Source organism: Ferrimonas sediminicola, from assembly GCF_005116715.1.
GTDB lineage: Bacteria > Pseudomonadota > Gammaproteobacteria > Enterobacterales > Shewanellaceae > Ferrimonas > Ferrimonas sediminicola.
Map to the genome: position 1 here is coordinate 419,287 of NZ_SWCI01000002.1, position 17,109 is coordinate 436,395.

The following is a 17,109-nucleotide window of genomic DNA, read 5'->3' on the forward strand; positions in this document are numbered from 1 at the left end:
AACCGCTTTTATAATTCACTTTCTGTTCTAAAATCATTTCGGGTTCAGGATGACCTGAATTAACTGGACACAGTTACCAAAGTTTTCTCCGATAAAAACCGGATTGAGTTTCTGGCGGGTGGGCTCGTTTTATTTTTGACCATCCACCTAATTTTCTCTGAAGGTTATTAATGGCAACTATCGTCAGAATATAAAGGATGATGAATTATGATGAACTCGAAATTTACCTCGCTCTCCTTGCTGGTTGGCAGTCTGCTCTTGGCGCCCGCACTGTACGCCGACAACACCGCCTCGGCGTTTACCGAAGACGGCACCGCCGTCATCGGGGCCGCCGCCGTGAGGGCCTCCCTCACCGATGAGGAGGGGTTCACCAAGGTGCTCTCCACCGAGCTCAAGAACTCCGGCACCCCCAAGGACCTGGTCATCGGCTTGTCGTTCGAAACCAGCCTGTTTACCGAAACCGTCGTCGCCAGCAAGAACGGTAACAAGACCACCTCCATGGCCGATGCCACCATCGAGATGAAGGTCTATGTGGACGGCGTCCCGGCCGCCCCCGGCACCGTGATATTCGATAAGCGCACCCAGACCCTTTGGGCCAAGCTGGGCGGTTCCCTGGATTGCACCGATACCAACGGTGACTCGATCGTCTCGTTCGACGAGTGCCTGGTGACTGAGGAGGAGATTGGCCTGATCCTCGATACCCGGGCGGCCCACACCTTTAACTTCCTCGCCTACAACATCGGCTCCGGCAGCCATACCATCGAAGCGTACGCCAAGCTAAGCAAGGATGGTGAGGTGGTTGTCGAGAATCCCGAGGACGGCTACGGCTCAACCAACGCCAGTGCCAGCCTGGGCAAGGGAACGCTGAGCGTATGGGAGGTCCACGGTTCCAATACGAACTAATTATTAGTTAATTGAAGACAACAACTTCAACTGTGGGTGACAAGGATGTCCAACTCCGATCTTCAGGGGGCAAATCTATTTTGCCCCCTTAAATTTTCCGGCTATCAAATTTGCCGCCCTCTCAATTCGTACGCCGTCTTTGACTGACCCGTTGTCACCCATTGCATAAACCCAGGGACAATCACCCAGTTATTTCTCGCTCAACGAACACTTAATAAATCCATCTATCTAATAAACTGGCTTTTTATATCTGTAGAATCAGAGTGACGACATGGAGCGCCTCCGGCGCTCTCATGCCGGCAGACCATGAAACACCCTGTCCCAGTCCTTCCATACCGGGGTCAACCCCGCTGCCGCGATCGCCTCGGCCACCAATTGTGGTGACCGGTCGTCGTCGATGGAGAACTGCGCCAGGTCGTCGCTGGGGTCGGCGTAGCCTCCGGGACGGGTGCTGGAGCCGGCGCTCATGCTGGTGGGGCCCAGGGTCATGACGCTGTCCCTGAACAGGGCCGATTCCCGGGTCGACAGGGACAGCTCCAGCTCGGGGCCAAACAGGCGCAGGGCGCAGATCAGCTGCAGCAGTTCCCGCTCCCCGACCGGACTTACCGGCTCCACCCCGCCGGTGCAGGGCCTCAGCCTTGGAAAGGAGACCGAATAGCGACTGCGCCAATAGCGGCGCTGCAGATACGCCAGGTGCAGCGCCACCATGGCCGCCTCCACCCGCCAGTTTGCCAGTCCATAGAGGGCGCCGATGCCGATCTTGTCCACCCCCGCCTGGCCCAGGCGATCCGGGGTGTCCAGCCGGAAACGAAAGTCCTGTTTGTTGCCACGCAGATGATGCTGGCCATAGGTGGGTCTGTGGTAGCTCTCCTGGTACACCATCACCCCATCCAGGCCCAGGGCGCGCAGTTCGGCATAGTCGCCGGCTTCCAGGGGCTGCACCTCCATCATTACCGTGGAGAAACGCGCCTTGATGATGGGCAGCACCCGCCGAAAGTAGGCCATGCCCACCTTGGTTTCATGTTCCCCGGTGACCAGCAGGATGGCGTCAAACCCCAGCTCCTTGATGGCCTCCAGCTCCCTGTCTAATTCGGCGTCGGTGAGGGTATGGCGCTTGATGCGGTTGCTCATGGCAAAGCCGCAGTAGTCGCACTCGTTGGCGCAGAGGTTGGAGAGATACAGCGGCACATACAGCCCCATGGTGTTACCGAAACGGCGTCGGGTCAGGGCCTGGGATCGCCTGGCCATCGGCTCCAGGTAGGGTGAGGCCGCCGGCGAGATCAACGCCCTAAACCCACGCCAATCCAGTTTCGGCGCCGCCAGGGCCCGCTCAACCTCAGCCTCCGTGGTGGCGTTGATGGTCAGCGCCAGATGATCCCAATCCTGGCGCTGCCACAGCTCGAAAAAACTCATGGACTACTCCAGGAAACCGGTCAGCGGGCTTGACGCATTGGCCTCAGCGGAGACCTGGCCCAGCCCCGCCTCATAAGCACTGCGGCCGCAGGCGACCGCCTGGCGAAAAGCGCCGGCCATGGCCACCGGATCGCCGGCGACGGCGATGGCGGTATTGACCAGCACCGCATCGGCCCCCAGCTCCATCGCCCCACAGGCGTGGGACGGCGCCCCGATGCCGGCATCCACCACCACCGGTACCGATGCCTGCTCGACGATGATCTGCAGAAACTCCCTGGTTTTCAGTCCCTGATTGGAGCCGATGGGCGCCCCCAGGGGCATCACTGCGGCGCAGCCCGCCTCCTCCAGCCGTTTGCACAGCACAGGATCCGCATGGCAGTAGGGCAACACCACGAACCCCTCGGCACACAACTGGTCGGCGGCCTTGAGGGTTTCGATGGGATCCGGCAGCAGATAACGGGGATCGGGGTGGATCTCCAGCTTGAGCCAGCGGGTGCCCAGGGCCTCGCGGGCCAGATGGGCGGCATAGACCGCCTCCTCGGCGCTCTTGGCGCCCGAGGTATTGGGCAACAGGTTAACCCCCAGATCGCGGATGGGGCCATAGATGTCCCCCTGGCCGCCCGAGAGGTCCACCCGCTTTAGAGCCAGGGTAACCAGTTGCGAGCCGCTGGCTTCCAGGGCCTGAATCATCAGGCTATCGGAGGCAAACTTGCCGGTGCCGCTAAACAGGCGCGAGTCAAAGGTTTTATCGGCGATGGTCAGCATGGTTACCCCCCTGCGATGACGCTGAACAGATCTATGGTATCCCCGTCATAAAGGGGGGTTTGCGGCCATTGGCCCCTGGGCACTATGGTGCCGTTGACTGCCAGGGCCAGGGCACCGCCCTGCTGTTTCAGTTCCGCCAGCAGCTCGTCCAGGTTGGCGCTCTCGACCCGGCGCGCCTCACCGTTAATAATCAGTTTCATGATGCTCTCCACACAGGGGGCAGTGGGGGTTGGCCGCCAGGGTAAACTGACGCCAACTGAAGGTGCGGCCATCGAACCGATGAAGTTGGTCGCTACCGACCTGTTCACCGAGCAGCCACTTAAGTGCCAGGGTTGCCTGCAGGGCGCCGATGGCGGACACCACAGGCGGGGCGACGCCGGCTTCGCTGCAGCGCATCGGCTCGGCACCCTCCCCCTCCGGACAGAAGCAGGCGAAGCAGGGTCCGCCGGGCAGGATCAGCTGCAACTGGCCCTGCCAGCCGATGGCGGCCGCGCTGACCAGCGGCCGCTGCAGGCGCACACAGACCCGGTTGATCCGCTGGCGGCTCTCCAGGGTGTCGGTGCAATCGAGCACCAGATCCACCTCGGCAAGCAACCTATGGAGAAGCGCCTCATCGGCCATCTGGGCAAAGGCTTCGACCCGGATTTCCGGGTTCAGTCCCAGGGCCCAGCGACGCGCCAGCCGCGCCTTGGGCTGGCCCACGTCAGAGCGGCGATAGATCCACTGGCGGTGGAGGTTGGACAACGACAGGGTATCCCCGTCCAGCAGCAGCAGGCGACCGACACCGCACCCCGCCAGGTTGGCCAGGACCGGCACCCCCAGGCCGCCGAGGCCGATGATCGCCACGCTCGTTTGGGCCAACTGACGCTGCCCCGGCTCGCCCCATCCAGGCAGCAGCATCTGCCGGCCGTATCGCAGGAACTGGTGATCACTGAGCATGGGCGGCCTCCCGGGCTCCCTGACCCGACTCAAAGGCGCTCCACAGCTGCTCCAGGGCGCGGGTGAGATCCGCTGCCTGGGTGACGGCACGCACCACGGCGATGCCGCCCACCCCGGTGGCCGCCACCGACGAAGCACGCTGCTGGTCGATACCACCGATGGCCACCGTCGGCCAACGGCCCGCCAGCAGCTTGTGATAACGGGCCAGGCGCTCAAGTCCCTGAGGCTGGGAGGGCATCTGCTTGGTGGTGGTGGGAAAAATGTGCCCCAGGGCGATGTAGCTGGGCGCCAGCGCCACCGCCCTCATGATCTCAAAGTAGCCATGGGTAGACAGGCCCAGGCGCAGGCCCGCCTCGGCGATGGCGCCAAGGTCCGCCGCCACCACATCCTCCTGGCCCAGGTGAACCCCATAGGCGCCGTGCTTTACCGCCAGCTGCCAGTAATCGTTGATGAACAGCCGGGCACCACAGCGACGTCCCATGGCGGCGGCCTTGGCCACCAGGGGCTCCGCCTGCTCCAGGGTGAGATCCTTGATTCTCAGTTGCAGGGTTCTCACCCCCTGGGCCAGCAGCCTTTCCAGCCACTCCAGGGAGTCCACCACCGGGTAGAGCCCCAACTCCTGGGTGTCACAGGGGACAAAGGGGACAATAGCCTCGCCATAGGGCCCGTCGAAACCAAAGGCCTGCTCCATGGCGCTGCCAGGCAGAGGCACAGCGGGGAAAGCCTCAAACTTCTGTGGCCAGCCGGTCCGGGCCAGGGGGCCGGGTCCCTGGCCCAGCCGCGCGCTCTGCTTCAGTCCGGCGTGCAGGTAAGCCCGGGTGAGCACCAGGGCATCCTCCATCGGATACCCCAGGGCCAGGAACGCGGCCAGGGCCGATGACAGGGTGCAACCACTGCCGTGGGTATTGCGGGTGTCGATGCGCGGGCCGTCCAGCAGGAAGTGCCCGCACCCATCCAGGTAGAGATCGACGCAGCGACCGGAGAACGGCTCAAAGTGTCCTCCCTTGGCCAGCACCGCCCTGGCGCCTCTAGCCAACAACTGTCGGGACGCCTGGGTCACATCGGCGGCACAATGAATCGGCCGGCCGGTCAACGCCGCCAGTTCATCGCCGTTGGGGGTCACCAGGGTGACCAGGGGCAGCAGGGGATCGAACCTGGAATCGGCACCGTCGCTGCCTGACAGGCGATCGCCGCAGGAGGCTATCAACACAGGATCCAGGATCACCGGCACCTTGAGTGGCCTTTCCGACAACCACTCGGCCAGCAGCCGGATCTGTACGTCGTCCGCCAGCAGGCCCACCTTGATCGCCACCGGTGGCAGATCCCGCCACAGGGTGTCGAGCTGGGCGAGGAATACCGAATCACCGACCCGCTCCACGGCAGTGACCTCCACCGAGCTTTGGGCGGTGACACTGGTGACCACCGAGCAGCCGTGGCAGCCGAGATCGGCCAAGGTGTGAAGATCCGCTTGCAGACCGGCGCCGCCGCCGCAATCGGAGCCGGCGATGGTCCAGACGATGGGTTTGCTCATCGGTCGCTCTCCCCTTCGACGGCGTGATACAGCTCCCCGCCCTGATCGCGAAACGCCCTGGATTGTGCCGCCATGCCCGCTTCGATGCTTCTCTGCACCTCCACCACCTGGGTCGCCCCCGCCACCGACTCGGGGTGGGCGGCGGCGTATTCACGTACCTCCTGGGTGATCTGCATGGAGCAGAACTTGGGACCACACATGGAGCAGAAGTGGGCCACCTTGGCGGACTCCTGGGGCAGCGACGCATCGTGATAGGCTCGGGCAGTCCCGGGATCCAATGCCAGGTTGAACTGGTCCTCCCAGCGGAACTCGAAACGCGCCAGGGAGAGGGCGTTGTCGCGGATCTGGGCGCCGGGGTGGCCCTTGGCGATGTCGGCGGCATGGGCGGCGATCTTGTAAGCGATCAGCCCCTGTTTGACGTCCTCCTTGTCCGGCAGACCCAGGTGCTCCTTGGGGGTGACATAGCAGAGCATGGCACAGCCATACCAGCCAATCATCGCCGCGCCGATACCGGAGGTGAAGTGATCGTAGCCCGGAGCGATGTCGGTGATCTGCGGACCCAGGGTGTAAAACGGCGCCTCGAAGCAGGCCTCCAGCTGCTTCTCCATGTTCACCTTCACCAGGTGCATGGGTACGTGACCCGGGCCTTCGATGATGGTTTGCACCTCGTGCCTCCAAGCTACCTGGGTCAGTTCACCCAGGGTCTGAAGCTCGGCAAACTGGGCCCGGTCGTTGGCGTCGGCGATGGAACCGGGACGCATGCCGTCTCCCAGGGAAAGCGCGACGTCGTAACGGGAACAGATGGCACAGATCTCCTCGAAATGGGTGTAGAGGAAGCTCTCCTTGTGGTGGGCCAGGCACCACTTGGCCATGATGGAGCCGCCACGGCTGACGATGCCGGTGACCCGCTCGGCGGTCATGGGCACATAGCGCAGCAGCACCCCGGCGTGGATGGTGAAATAGTCCACCCCCTGCTCCGCCTGTTCAATCAGGGTGTCGCGGAAGATAGGCCAAGTCAGCTCTTCGGCGATGCCGTTCACCTTCTCCAGGGCCTGGTAGATGGGTACGGTGCCGATGGGCACCGGGCTGTTGCGGATGATCCACTCCCGGGTCTCGTGGATGTGGCGACCGGTGGAGAGATCCATCACCGTATCGGCGCCCCAGCGACAGCTCCACACCAGCTTCTCCACCTCCTCCTCGATGGAGGAGCTCACCGAGGAGTTGCCGATGTTGGCGTTCACCTTCACCAGGAAGTTACGGCCAATGATCATCGGTTCCGCCTCCGGGTGGTTGATGTTGGCGGGGATGATGGCCCGTCCGGCAGCCACCTCACTGCGGACGAACTCTGGCGTGATCGCCTCAGGCAAGTTAGCACCGAAGCTTTGGCCAGGGTGGGCCCGGGTCAGAATCTCGTTGCGGATCCGCTCCCTGCCCAGGTTCTCCCGGATCGCTACATACTCCATCTCCGGGGTGATGATCCCCCTGCGGGCGTAGTGCATCTGGGAGACGTTCCTGCCCTCGCGGGCTCGGCGGGGCTTGGGCAAATGCTCGAATCTCAGGTGATCAAACCCCGCATCGGCCAGCCGCTGCTGGGTGTAATCGGAGCTGGCCTGGGGCAACGCCTCGGTGTCGTCGCGCTCGAGGATCCACCGGCGGCGCAGCGGCACCAATCCCTTGCGCACATCCAGCTCTGAGTCTGGATCGCTGTAGGGACCGGCGGTGTCATAGACGGGGATCGCGTCGTTGTCGCGGGTGACGGGGTGGTCGCGGCTGCCGCCGATCACCGACGGGGTCAGCTGCACCTGACGCATGCCGACGCGGATATCGTCGCGGCTGCCGGTCAGGTAGATCTTCTCGGAACTGGGGAAGGGGTGGCCCTTGAGGGTGTCCAGGTAGGCTTGGGCCTGTTCTCTGTTGTGGCGTCTGGTCGACATCAGCAATCTCCGGTTGGGATAAAGGGAAATTGCTTGTCGGACGGGTTCCTGAAAAAAGTGGCAGCCTGGCCGGGGGATCCGGGATCACTTGTAAGGGGGATCGCACCCGTCAGGCTGTTGCTTGTTTTCCTACGCAGGTTCTAACCTGTTCAGGTTCCACGGATTCCGCAATGCGGTCTCAGCCCTAAGGCACTCCGACAAGACCGAGCCAGTATAGGTAGGAAAATTTCAGGTTACAACCGGGAAATCTGCGTCCTGAATGAAAAAAGGTCCGGAAGCACTTTTCCGGACCTTGGAGAACATCAGCGAAAATGGCGCCAAATTGTCGGCATCTTAAGCGAATCAGTTCGCTTTTGCGTTGGAACCAATGTGTTCGTCGAGGAACTTGAGCATCATGGTGTAGAGCTCTTTGTTGTTCTCCTCATCGTAGAAGCCGTGTCCCTCGGTGTTCTTAAACAACCAGGTGTAGGGCTTGTTCGCCTTCTTCAGGGCATCCGCCATCACATGGGCGTTCTCATAGTGCGCCTGCAGATCCTTGCCACCATGGACCAGGAACACGCCGGCCTTGATCTTATCGGCAAACTTGGCGGGAGAGCGGGAGTCACGCTCCTCCTTGGTCTTACCGAAGGCCTGGGACATGTAGCGCTCACCCCAGCCGATGCGCTCGGCCACGTTGCCCTTGTTCATCATCAGGTCCAGATCGTACACCCCCACATAGCCGATGGCGCACTGGTAGAGATCGGGCTCCTTTACCACCCCCATCAGGGAAGCGTAACCGCCATAACTGGCGCCGGAGATGCAGATGCGATCCTTGTCGGCGATGCCCTGGTCAATGGCCCACCTGGTGGCATCGGTCAGGTCATCCTGCATGGTTCCGCCCCACTCGCCGTAACCCATGTCCTCGAACTCACGGCCATAGCCGCCGGAGCCGCGGAAGTTCACCTGCAGTGTGGCATAACCGCCGGAGGCGTACATCTGAGTTTCAGGGTTAAAGCCCCAGTGGTCTCGGGGACCGTAGGGACCACCGTGAGGATGGATGATCAACGGCAGGTTCTTCGCCTCCATCCCGGCGGGGATGGTCAGGTAACCGTGCAGCTGCAGGCCGTCTCTCGCCTTGAAACTGACCGGCTTGACCGTGGCCATCTTCTTGTCATCGATCCAGGGACGGGTGGAGGTCAGGTAGGAGACCTTGCGCGCGGTGCGGTCATAGAGGAAGAACTGGCCTGGATTGCGATCGGAACGGACCTTCACCACCCATTTGCTGTCGTCCCTGGTCTGAGAGGTAATGCTGATCACCTGCCCGGGGAAGGCCGCTTCCAGTCCACGGTACTCCTTGGCATAAGCGGAGTCTTCATCGAAGAAGATTGCCTCCGGAACACCATCTTCGGCGATGGCACCGACGATCTCATTGACCTTCTTGCCATCTTCCTTGAAGTAGGCACGATAGAGCGGACGCAGGTCCACCACCTCATGCTTGGCCAGCAAGGTCTTCTCCTTGCTATCCAGATCAAAGCGGTAGAGCGCCTTCTGGCTCTGGTCGATATTCTCAGACAGGATCAGCCCGCGGTTGTCGGCGGTAAAGTCGACGATCTCGGTCGCACCGGCCGCACTGCTTCTTACATGACTGACCGAGGAGAACTCCTCCCACTCACCGCTGCTGGGATCCTTATAGTAATAGCTGCTCTTACCGGTGGCTTCCGCCTTCAGCAGCCCATCGCGCTCGGTTTCATAGGAGGAGGTCACTCGCCAGTTGCCCTCGTGATCCACCTCAACGCTGTTGTTCTTAAAGTCTGAACGCTCAAGCAGGCGCTTCCTGCCGGTGTAGATGTTCAGCTTATACAGATCGGTGAACTGGCTGCGTTTTTCGTTGGAGGCGATCAGGATATGCTTGGGATCGTCGCCCAGCAGGTCAACCATTTGAAACGCCGCGCGTTCACCGCTGCTGCCCTTTCGGTAGCCAAAAAGTTGCTCGCGCTTGGAGCAATCGGCATTTCCGGCAAAGAGTTCACCGGTCCAGCGGGGCTGGGCAAACTGACCGGTCTGGGTGGAGATGGTCATCAGCAGACGATCGTCGTTCCCCCACCAGTACCCCGCAACACTCTCCTTGTCTCGAAAGTAGAACTGGCACTGGATGGAGAAATCCTTGGCCGACAGCACCGCCAGACGGGTGTGGTCCTTAAATGGATAAGTTGCAGCAAAGTACTCGCCGTCGGGCGAGATTTTCATGCTGTTGTACGCAGCGTGCTTTGAAAACTGTTCCACATCCTGGGACAGGGCAACACCGGGAGCGGCCAGGGCAGTTATCAGCGCTAAACTTCCAATTTTCATTATGCTTATGCTCACTTCCGTGAAAAAAACACAATATATCAGCAACAAACGCCACCCTCAACGAAGAACTTTTTCATCTGGAGCCATCAACGGCTACAACTGAACGTCATTCTCGTCACAAGCCACCACAATTGTTTACATCGCATTACTGAATTGGTAGTGTCCTAGGCAGAGATACCTGTATCTCTCTAATAAAAATCCAAAAAACAACAATCGTTCAGGGAATTTACCCCGCCTGGCCTCAGGTGGGTATGTCCGCTGACGGAGGACATGGGATGTTTACAAGAAGTAAAATCAGCAAGTCTGTTGCTTTGAGTTTTCTGGGAAGTTCCATCCTGATTTCAGGAATGGCCTTCGCCGAAGAGGAAGCAACCAAGGTCAAGAAAGAAGACGAGATTGAACGCATTGAGGTGACCGGTTCACGCATCAGCCGCATGGACGCCGAGGGCCCAGCCCCGGTGGTGGTGATCTCCGCCGACGATTTCAAGGACAAGGGCTTTAACACCGCCCACGATGCTCTGAAGGCCCTGTCTCAGAACACCGGTACCGTGCAGGGTAACGAGTTTGGTGCCCAGGGTGGTTTTACCGCCAACGCCGACACCATCAACCTGCGTGACCTGGGGCCGGGTTACACCCTGGTTCTGGTGAACGGCCGCCGCATCGCCGAAAACCCCACTCCCTACAACGGCCAGAGTAACTTCGTTAACCTGGCCAGTATCCCCTTCGCCGCCATCGACCGCATCGAGATCCTGACCAGTGGCGCCTCCGCCATCTATGGTTCCGACGCCGTTGCCGGTGTGGTTAACGTGATCCTGAAGAAGGATGTGGAGGAGACCACAGTTTCCGCCCAACTGGGCACCACCAAGGATGGTGGCGGTGACACCGGTCGCCTGCAGCTGGTCACCGGCTCCGTCGGCGATAAGCACTCCATCACCACTGCCCTGGAGTACTACAAACAGGATCCCATCTACGGTAAGGATCGTGACTGGCTGGACTCCGTCGATGACGGTCCTGCCGGCGTCAACTACCTGACCCGCGGCATCTTGCTGTTTGACAACGTCAACGGAACCTATGTCGATCCCGGCGAGCAGGCCTGTATCGACTCAGGTTCCGGCTACGAGTACACCTCCCGAGAGGGCCGAGGCTTCTACTGTGGTTACGACGGCACCGGTGAGTACTCGATTCAGAACGAGCGGGAAACCATGTCCGCCTACCTGACCGGCAGCTACATCATCAACGACAACCTGGAGCTGTTCTTCGACGGCATGTTCCAGGACATGGAGTCTGAAATCCGCGGCTTCCGTCACTTCGTCTCCGAAGATGTGCTGGAGTGGCGTGAAGATGGCAGCGGCAACCTGGCGGACCACCCTGCTTTCGGTGCCGGATACGAGAATTACGATTACATTCTTAAGCAGCGCATCTTCTCCTTCGACGAACTGGGTGAAGCCACCACCGACTTCGACGAGCAGGTGTGGGCCGCAACTGTCGGCATCCAGGGCACCTTCGGCGAGACCATGGCGTGGAAGGCCTACTACAACGAAAGCCGCTACGACTATGAGACCTCCCGTGCCCGCCTGAAGGAGGAGAAGGTATACGAGTACTTCATCGGTACCGAGTCTATCGGCTTTGGCCTGCCTGACGGTCAGGGGAGCGTGGGTCTGTACGATCCCATCACCGATGAGATCCGCAATGACCTGGTCGGCTACCAGGTGATCAAGTCCGACTCCTACTCCCGCACCCTGGCCTTCGTGCTGACCGGTGAAGTGATGGACCTGCCTGCAGGCCCAATGGCCTTCGCTGCGACTGCCGAGATGAACCGTCAAGGTTATGATCTGAAACAGGATGATCGTACCCTGAACAAGGACGGCATGGGCTGGTACAACCTGACCGGTACCGTGGGTGGTGGTGACCGTGACCGCTACGCCATCGGCGCCGAGGTGCTGATCCCGGTTCTGGACAACCTGGAGTTCGAACTGGCCGGCCGTTACGATGAGTACGACGACGACACCACCGACGTGGGTGGCCGGTTCACCCCCTCCGCCAAGGCCACCTACCGCCCCATCGAAGAGGTGATGGTGCGTGCCAGCTACGGTGAGAGCTTCCGTGCCCCCGACATGCACTACGTGTTCGCCGGGGACAGTGGTTTCTACACCAGCGTCAACGACTGGACCCAGTGTCAACAGGACTGGGATCCCGCCGACGGTGACTTCACGCCGATCGAAGCCAACTGTGACTCCGAGAGCGTCCAGGGCACCCGTTCCGGCTCCAAGACCCTGGAGGAGGAGAAGGGCAAGAACTGGGGCTTCGGCTTCGTGGTTGAGCCCATGGACAACCTGAGCTTCACCCTCGACTACTACAAGATCGAGCTGCGTGACATCGTCAGTGACGAGTCTGTCCAGGGCCTGATTGACGACGAGTACGATTGCAACAACGGCCTGAATGGCCGTGACCCGAACTCCGGCTTCTGTCAGCAGGTGTACAGCCAGATCAGCCGGGCTCCCGCGGGCGAGGTGAACGAAGGCGAACTGCTGGGTGTCGACATCTCACCCATCAACAAGTCTCGCCTGTCCCAGGACGGCATCGATGCCACCCTGGCCTACCTGTACGAGAGTGAGTATGGTGACTTCGGTCTGAACATGAGCTACACCCATGTTCTGAGCTACAAGTTCCAGTCCACCGACGACGACGATTTCGAGGACGTCCGCGACGAAGCCTGGAACGACTCACCTCGCTCCAAGGTGCAAGCGACCATCTCCTATGCCTACGAGGACTTCTTCATCGCCGTGACCGGCTTCCGCACCGGCTCCATCCCCTGGGATGAGCAGCCTGCCGAGAACTACGATGAAGATGGCAATCTGGTGAAGATCAACCGTCTGGATCCCTACTACGTGTATAACCTGACGGCGTCCTATGCCTTTACCGACAACCTGATGGCGCGCGGTACCGTGATCAACCTGTTCGATGAAAAGCCCGAGCAGGATCCTACCCAGACCAGCTGGCCCTACTACAACGTATTCGCCTACCCTGGCGCTGCTGTAGGGACCGAGTTCTATGCCGAGGTGATCTACACCTTCTAAGCGACGAACTTAGCGAACACAGGGCCTCCTTCGGGAGGCCTTTTTAATGCAAACCCGTCCCCCCCCTTCAATGGCTGAGAGTCTGTTGTCCAGGGGCGCCGATCGCATTATCGTTACTAATCAACACAAAGTTTCGACATGACACCCTTCAGCTCAAAACCCATCTTAGTCGTAGGAAACGATACCGTATCCCACCTAATGGATACGATATTTGATTGGCAGTTTATGCATGGAGATGGATATTCCTATTCCGTATCCACAACCGCCAAATTATGCCCAATCGGCACGCCGATAGGCACTTACTGTTTCTCAACTTCCTGGTCGGTCGATCACCAAGAGCAGTCCAGCCACTGATTGGTTACATTATATTGAAAACCGAGGTAACCACTCAGCCTCAATTCAAATAATATCGCTCTGCTTGCCCGGCGCAGACGAGGCACCCGATTTTGGCTCAGGGAGTGAACGGGGATGAAAGAGTCCCACACACTCGTTGCATTTGCGACAGATTCTGCCTCGCAGTTCTCCGTTCACCCTGATGCCGGGTGCTTGCAGGCTCTAAGGAAAGCCATTATGCTTTCGCTCCCGCACTCCCGAAGCTAGGAGCAGACTCACATTGAAACCCCTTCTGGAACGCAATATCTTTCTGTTCGATCTGGACAACACCCTCTACCACCCCGATGCCGGTATCCTCGACCAGGTTGGGGCAAGAATGAAGCACTATGTCGCCGATAAACTGGCCCTGAGCCCAGAGCAGGCCACCGAGCTGTGTTTTGGCTACTACCACAGGTACGGCGGTACCCTGCGTGGCCTGCAACAGCATCACCCCGAGGTGGACATCGACGATTTCAGCGTCTATGCCCACGACGTCGACACCAGCCGCCTGCCCGCACAGGCCGCCCTGGCCAAAGAGTTGATGGCACTGCCCCAAAAGCGGTACATCTTTACCAACGCGGCGCGACCCTATGCCCAGCGGCTGCTGAAGAAGATGGAGATCGATCACTGCTTCCACGGCATCTTCTCCGTTGAGGAGACCGATTTCCGCATGAAACCGGACCCCTTCGCCTACAGCAGAATCGGGGAAAAGTTCGGTTTCAGCGGCGATCAGGCGGTAATGTTCGACGATCAGCCGGCAAACCTGGATACCGCCAGGTATGCGGGCATCCGTACCGTGTTGGTGAACCGTCCCGACCTTCGCCAGCACAACGCCTGCTACGCCACCTCCTCGCTGACCCATTTCCTGCGCAAGCTGAACCAGGCCCGCCAAGCGTCGCCCCAGACTGCCTAACCGCATGAACCCCATGGCCAACTTGATGTCGTTGGCCTTCAAGGCCTAACATGCAGGGTAGGCATCGGTGATCCCAACGGCTGGGGAAAGCCCCGACGGGGAGGCCTGCTGACCCTCAGTACCAAGGAAGGAGCACAGTGACGGGACGGTCTATTCTCACACAGGCTTTTCTGCGCCACTTTGGCAGCGTACCGCGCCAGAGGTTTCAGTCTCCGCTGCAACTCAACCTGATGGGCGAGATCTGCGACCTGTGTCAGGGGTTGGTGCTCTGTTGCGCCGAGGAGCGTCAACTGGGGGTCGCCCTCGACCGTCGCAGTGACAGTAGGGTCGACATTCTGGTGTGCGACAGTCAGGGCAGGCCGCTGCCCCACCTCTCTCCCTCCCAGTTCCATCCCGCCCAGCAGGCCACCGATGTTCTGATTGCCGCCTTAAGGCAGAGAGGCTACCGCCTCGGCGGGCTGAGGTTGCTGGTGCTGTTGCCGGACGGGGTGCCATTCACCCAACAACCGGACGCCGTCAAGATCGCACTGGCCTATGCCCTGAACCAGCAGCTGGAGCTGGGATTGTCCACCAAGGGGCTGGCCAAGCTCGCTGCCCAGCAGCCGGGGCACGACGACAGCGGCTCCCGCCCGGGCGAACAGTTTGCCGCCCTGATCTCCAGCACCGGGCACTGCGCCCTGGTGGACTATGGCCGCTTAAGCTGGCAGAGGATTCCCCTGCCCGACGAGCTCAGCCTGTTTCGGGTCGATCTGGGTTTCTCCACCGACGAGTTCTCGGCGCTGAAGCGACGGAAGCGGCAGCAGACCAAACAGCTGATCCACTACTTCTCGGTCGGCGCACTGAGAGAGCTGTCGATGGAGAGGCTGAATCGGGCGCGGGGGCTGCTCTCCGAGGATCTGTTCGGCTGTGCTCGCCACCTGCTGTCGGAGCATCAGCGGGCGCTCTCCCTGGCCGACGCCCTGGTGGAGAAACGGCTGGATGAGATCGGTCCGCTGCTCGCCAGTGCCCACCTGTCGCTCAAGCGGGAGTTTGGCTTCGAGTCCAGGCACGCCAATCTGCTGGTCAGCCACGTCAACCGGCTGGTCGGCAACCGCGGCGGCGCCAGACTCCTCAGTTCCGGCGAAGTTATCGCCTTGATTCCAAAAGAGAGAAAAACGGCAATCGTAGAGCAGGTCACACAACAATACACCCAACGATTTGGGGTTTATGCTACCTTCTTCAACATCAACGCCGCATCAGGAGCACACAGTGTCCGTTAAGATCACCCCCCTGCCCTCCTGGGAACACTACCGCGTCGGAGAGCTTGCCCGCTATCAGGTCGAGAACAACCATCTTCGGCTGGAGGTGCTCGCCCTGGGAGGCATAGTGCGAAAGCTGGAGCTCAAGCGCCCCGACGGTCAGTGGCAGAACCTGGTTCTCGGTTGTGACAGCGCCGGTGATTACCTGTCGCAGAAAGCCTGCCTGGGCTCGGTGGTCGGCCGATGGGCCAACCGCATCGCCAACGCCCGCTGCCTGGTGGAGGGGTACGAACTGGAGCTGGACGCCAATCTCTACCCCCACCACCTGCATGGCGGTCTCGCCGGCTTCCACCACAAGGTGTTTCAGCTGACCCCGGTCGAGGATGGACTCAAGTTGTCACTGTGGAGCGCCCACGGGGAAGCGGGCTTCCCCGGCAACCTGCACCTCGAGGTGTTCTACCGGCTGCGGGAGCAAAGCTGGATCGTCGAGATGAACGCCGAGGTCGACAAGCCCTGCCCGGTAAACCTGACCCAGCACAGCTACTTCAACCTCGGCAGCCACCTGACCAACTACAGGTTGCAGAGTGACGCCCCCTACATCGTGATGACCGACAAGGACGGCATCCCCATCACCCTGGAGGAGACCGGCCGCCATCCCCTGTGCCTCACCGAAGAGCGCGCCATCGGCGAGATGATGGATCAGCCGCTGGAGGCCCTCAGGCAGGTCGGCGGCATCGACCACTGCTACCTGTGGCCCGACGATGACGGCAGCCTCAAGACCCGCTGCGTCATGACCGACCCCACCACCGGTATCCGCCTGTCGGTCAAGAGCGATCAACCCGGCCTACAGATCTACACCGGTAACCACCTTGGCGGAACCCCCGCCTATGAGGGCAAGTGCTACAAACACCACCAGGGGATCGCCCTGGAACCCGGACTGTGGCCGGATGCCCCCAATCAGCCCGGGCACACCAAGGGGATTCTCCACCCGGGTGAACGCTACCACCAGCTTACCCAGTTCAGCTTCGACAACATCTGAATCCGAGCCCGCTACCCAGCGGGCTTTTTGGGGCGGTGTCTTAAATCACCGTTGCTTACCAACCAACCTTGCTCTTGGTGCTCTCAGCAACACCCTGTCAATCGTCTTCCACAAGAAGGTTCGGGCCCCGTGCCTGTCGCAATCCATATCGGCCATGGGGAGATCCTGGAGGCCCACAAAACTCTTGCAGGCACAGCCTCTGGATACCGGCATGCGCCGGCCTGACCGTGCTGAAGGGCGCCGCTGTGGGTTGAATCCGCTCGGTACCAACCCGAAGATGACTGCTGATCCTGGCTACCGGGTGCTCGCGGCACCAGACGCACAATCGTCACCCTGACGCAGGTCAGTGACCGTGCCGGAGGGCGCCGCAGTGGGTTGAATCCGCTCGGTACCAACCTGAAGATGACTGCTGAGCCTGGCGACCGGGTGCTCTCTTCTCCACATGCACAATCGTCACCCTGACGCAGGTCAGTGACCGTGCCGGAGGGCGCCGCTGTGGCTTGAACCCACCCTGTACTAACCCGAAGATGACTGCTGAGCCTGGCGACCAGGTGCTCGCGGCACCAGACGCACAATCGTCACCCTGACGCAGGTCAGGGTCCAGCGTCTGTTGAAATGAGCACCAAGCTCCCATTCATGCTTCAGTGTGCCATGACA

The 17,109-nt window shown here is 60.6% G+C and carries 12 protein-coding genes and 1 riboswitch; of the genes, 5 read left to right on the forward strand and 7 right to left on the reverse strand.

Annotation, left to right across the window (positions count from 1 at the left end):
• The first annotated feature begins 207 nt into the window (after window positions 1–207).
• Window positions 208–903, forward strand: coding sequence for a hypothetical protein (locus FCL40_RS05365; RefSeq protein ID WP_136852083.1), 696 nt, complete (start codon window positions 208–210; stop codon window positions 901–903).
• A 291-nt stretch (window positions 904–1,194) separates the two neighbouring features.
• Here FCL40_RS05365 and thiH read toward each other — a convergent pair whose 3' ends face one another.
• From thiH to FCL40_RS05400, 7 genes are all read right to left on the reverse strand, one after another.
• Window positions 1,195–2,316: a 2-iminoacetate synthase ThiH gene (thiH, locus tag FCL40_RS05370; protein WP_136852085.1), complete on the reverse strand. Its 1,122-nt coding sequence runs from the start codon at window positions 2,314–2,316 to the stop codon at window positions 1,195–1,197.
• A gap of 3 nt (window positions 2,317–2,319) precedes the next feature.
• Window positions 2,320–3,081 carry a thiazole synthase gene (locus tag FCL40_RS05375; protein WP_136852087.1) on the reverse strand — a complete coding sequence of 254 codons (762 nt, stop codon included), beginning with the start codon at window positions 3,079–3,081 and terminating at the stop codon, window positions 2,320–2,322.
• 2 nt (window positions 3,082–3,083) lie between these two features.
• Entirely contained in the window at window positions 3,084–3,281 is a 198-nt protein-coding gene (gene thiS / locus FCL40_RS05380; protein WP_136852089.1) for a sulfur carrier protein ThiS, read from the reverse strand.
• A complete protein-coding gene (locus tag FCL40_RS05385; protein ID WP_136852091.1) occupies window positions 3,265–4,020 on the reverse strand; it encodes a HesA/MoeB/ThiF family protein in 756 nt (251 codons plus the stop codon). The genes thiS and FCL40_RS05385 overlap by 17 nt, the downstream gene beginning before the upstream one ends.
• A complete protein-coding gene (gene thiE, locus FCL40_RS05390; RefSeq protein ID WP_136852092.1) occupies window positions 4,010–5,551 on the reverse strand; it encodes a thiamine phosphate synthase in 1,542 nt (513 codons plus the stop codon). Before thiE ends, FCL40_RS05385 begins: the two co-directional genes overlap by 11 nt.
• Window positions 5,548–7,485, reverse strand: coding sequence for a phosphomethylpyrimidine synthase ThiC (gene thiC, locus FCL40_RS05395; RefSeq protein WP_136852094.1), 1,938 nt, complete (start codon window positions 7,483–7,485; stop codon window positions 5,548–5,550). Before thiC ends, thiE begins: the two co-directional genes overlap by 4 nt.
• Before the next feature lie 108 nt (window positions 7,486–7,593).
• A riboswitch (TPP riboswitch) is annotated at window positions 7,594–7,692 on the reverse strand.
• Between the two features lie 135 nt (window positions 7,693–7,827).
• A complete protein-coding gene (locus tag FCL40_RS05400; RefSeq protein WP_136852096.1) occupies window positions 7,828–9,813 on the reverse strand; it encodes a S9 family peptidase in 1,986 nt (661 codons plus the stop codon).
• Window positions 9,814–10,160: 347 nt separating this feature from the next.
• Between FCL40_RS05400 and FCL40_RS05405 the strand changes: the two genes are divergently transcribed.
• From FCL40_RS05405 to FCL40_RS05420, 4 genes are all read left to right on the forward strand, one after another.
• Complete coding sequence (locus FCL40_RS05405) at window positions 10,161–12,890, forward strand: TonB-dependent receptor plug domain-containing protein (RefSeq protein WP_169307010.1); 2,730 nt, start codon at window positions 10,161–10,163, stop codon at window positions 12,888–12,890.
• Window positions 12,891–13,503: 613 nt separating this feature from the next.
• Window positions 13,504–14,175 (forward strand): pyrimidine 5'-nucleotidase, encoded by a 672-nt coding sequence (locus FCL40_RS05410; RefSeq protein ID WP_136852100.1) that lies wholly within the window; start codon window positions 13,504–13,506, stop codon window positions 14,173–14,175.
• 137 nt (window positions 14,176–14,312) lie between these two features.
• Window positions 14,313–15,434: a galactokinase gene (locus FCL40_RS05415; RefSeq protein WP_169307011.1), complete on the forward strand. Its 1,122-nt coding sequence runs from the start codon at window positions 14,313–14,315 to the stop codon at window positions 15,432–15,434.
• Complete coding sequence (locus FCL40_RS05420; protein WP_169307012.1) at window positions 15,424–16,452, forward strand: aldose epimerase family protein; 1,029 nt, start codon at window positions 15,424–15,426, stop codon at window positions 16,450–16,452. Before FCL40_RS05415 ends, FCL40_RS05420 begins: the two co-directional genes overlap by 11 nt.
• Window positions 16,453–17,109: the final 657 nt, after the last annotated feature.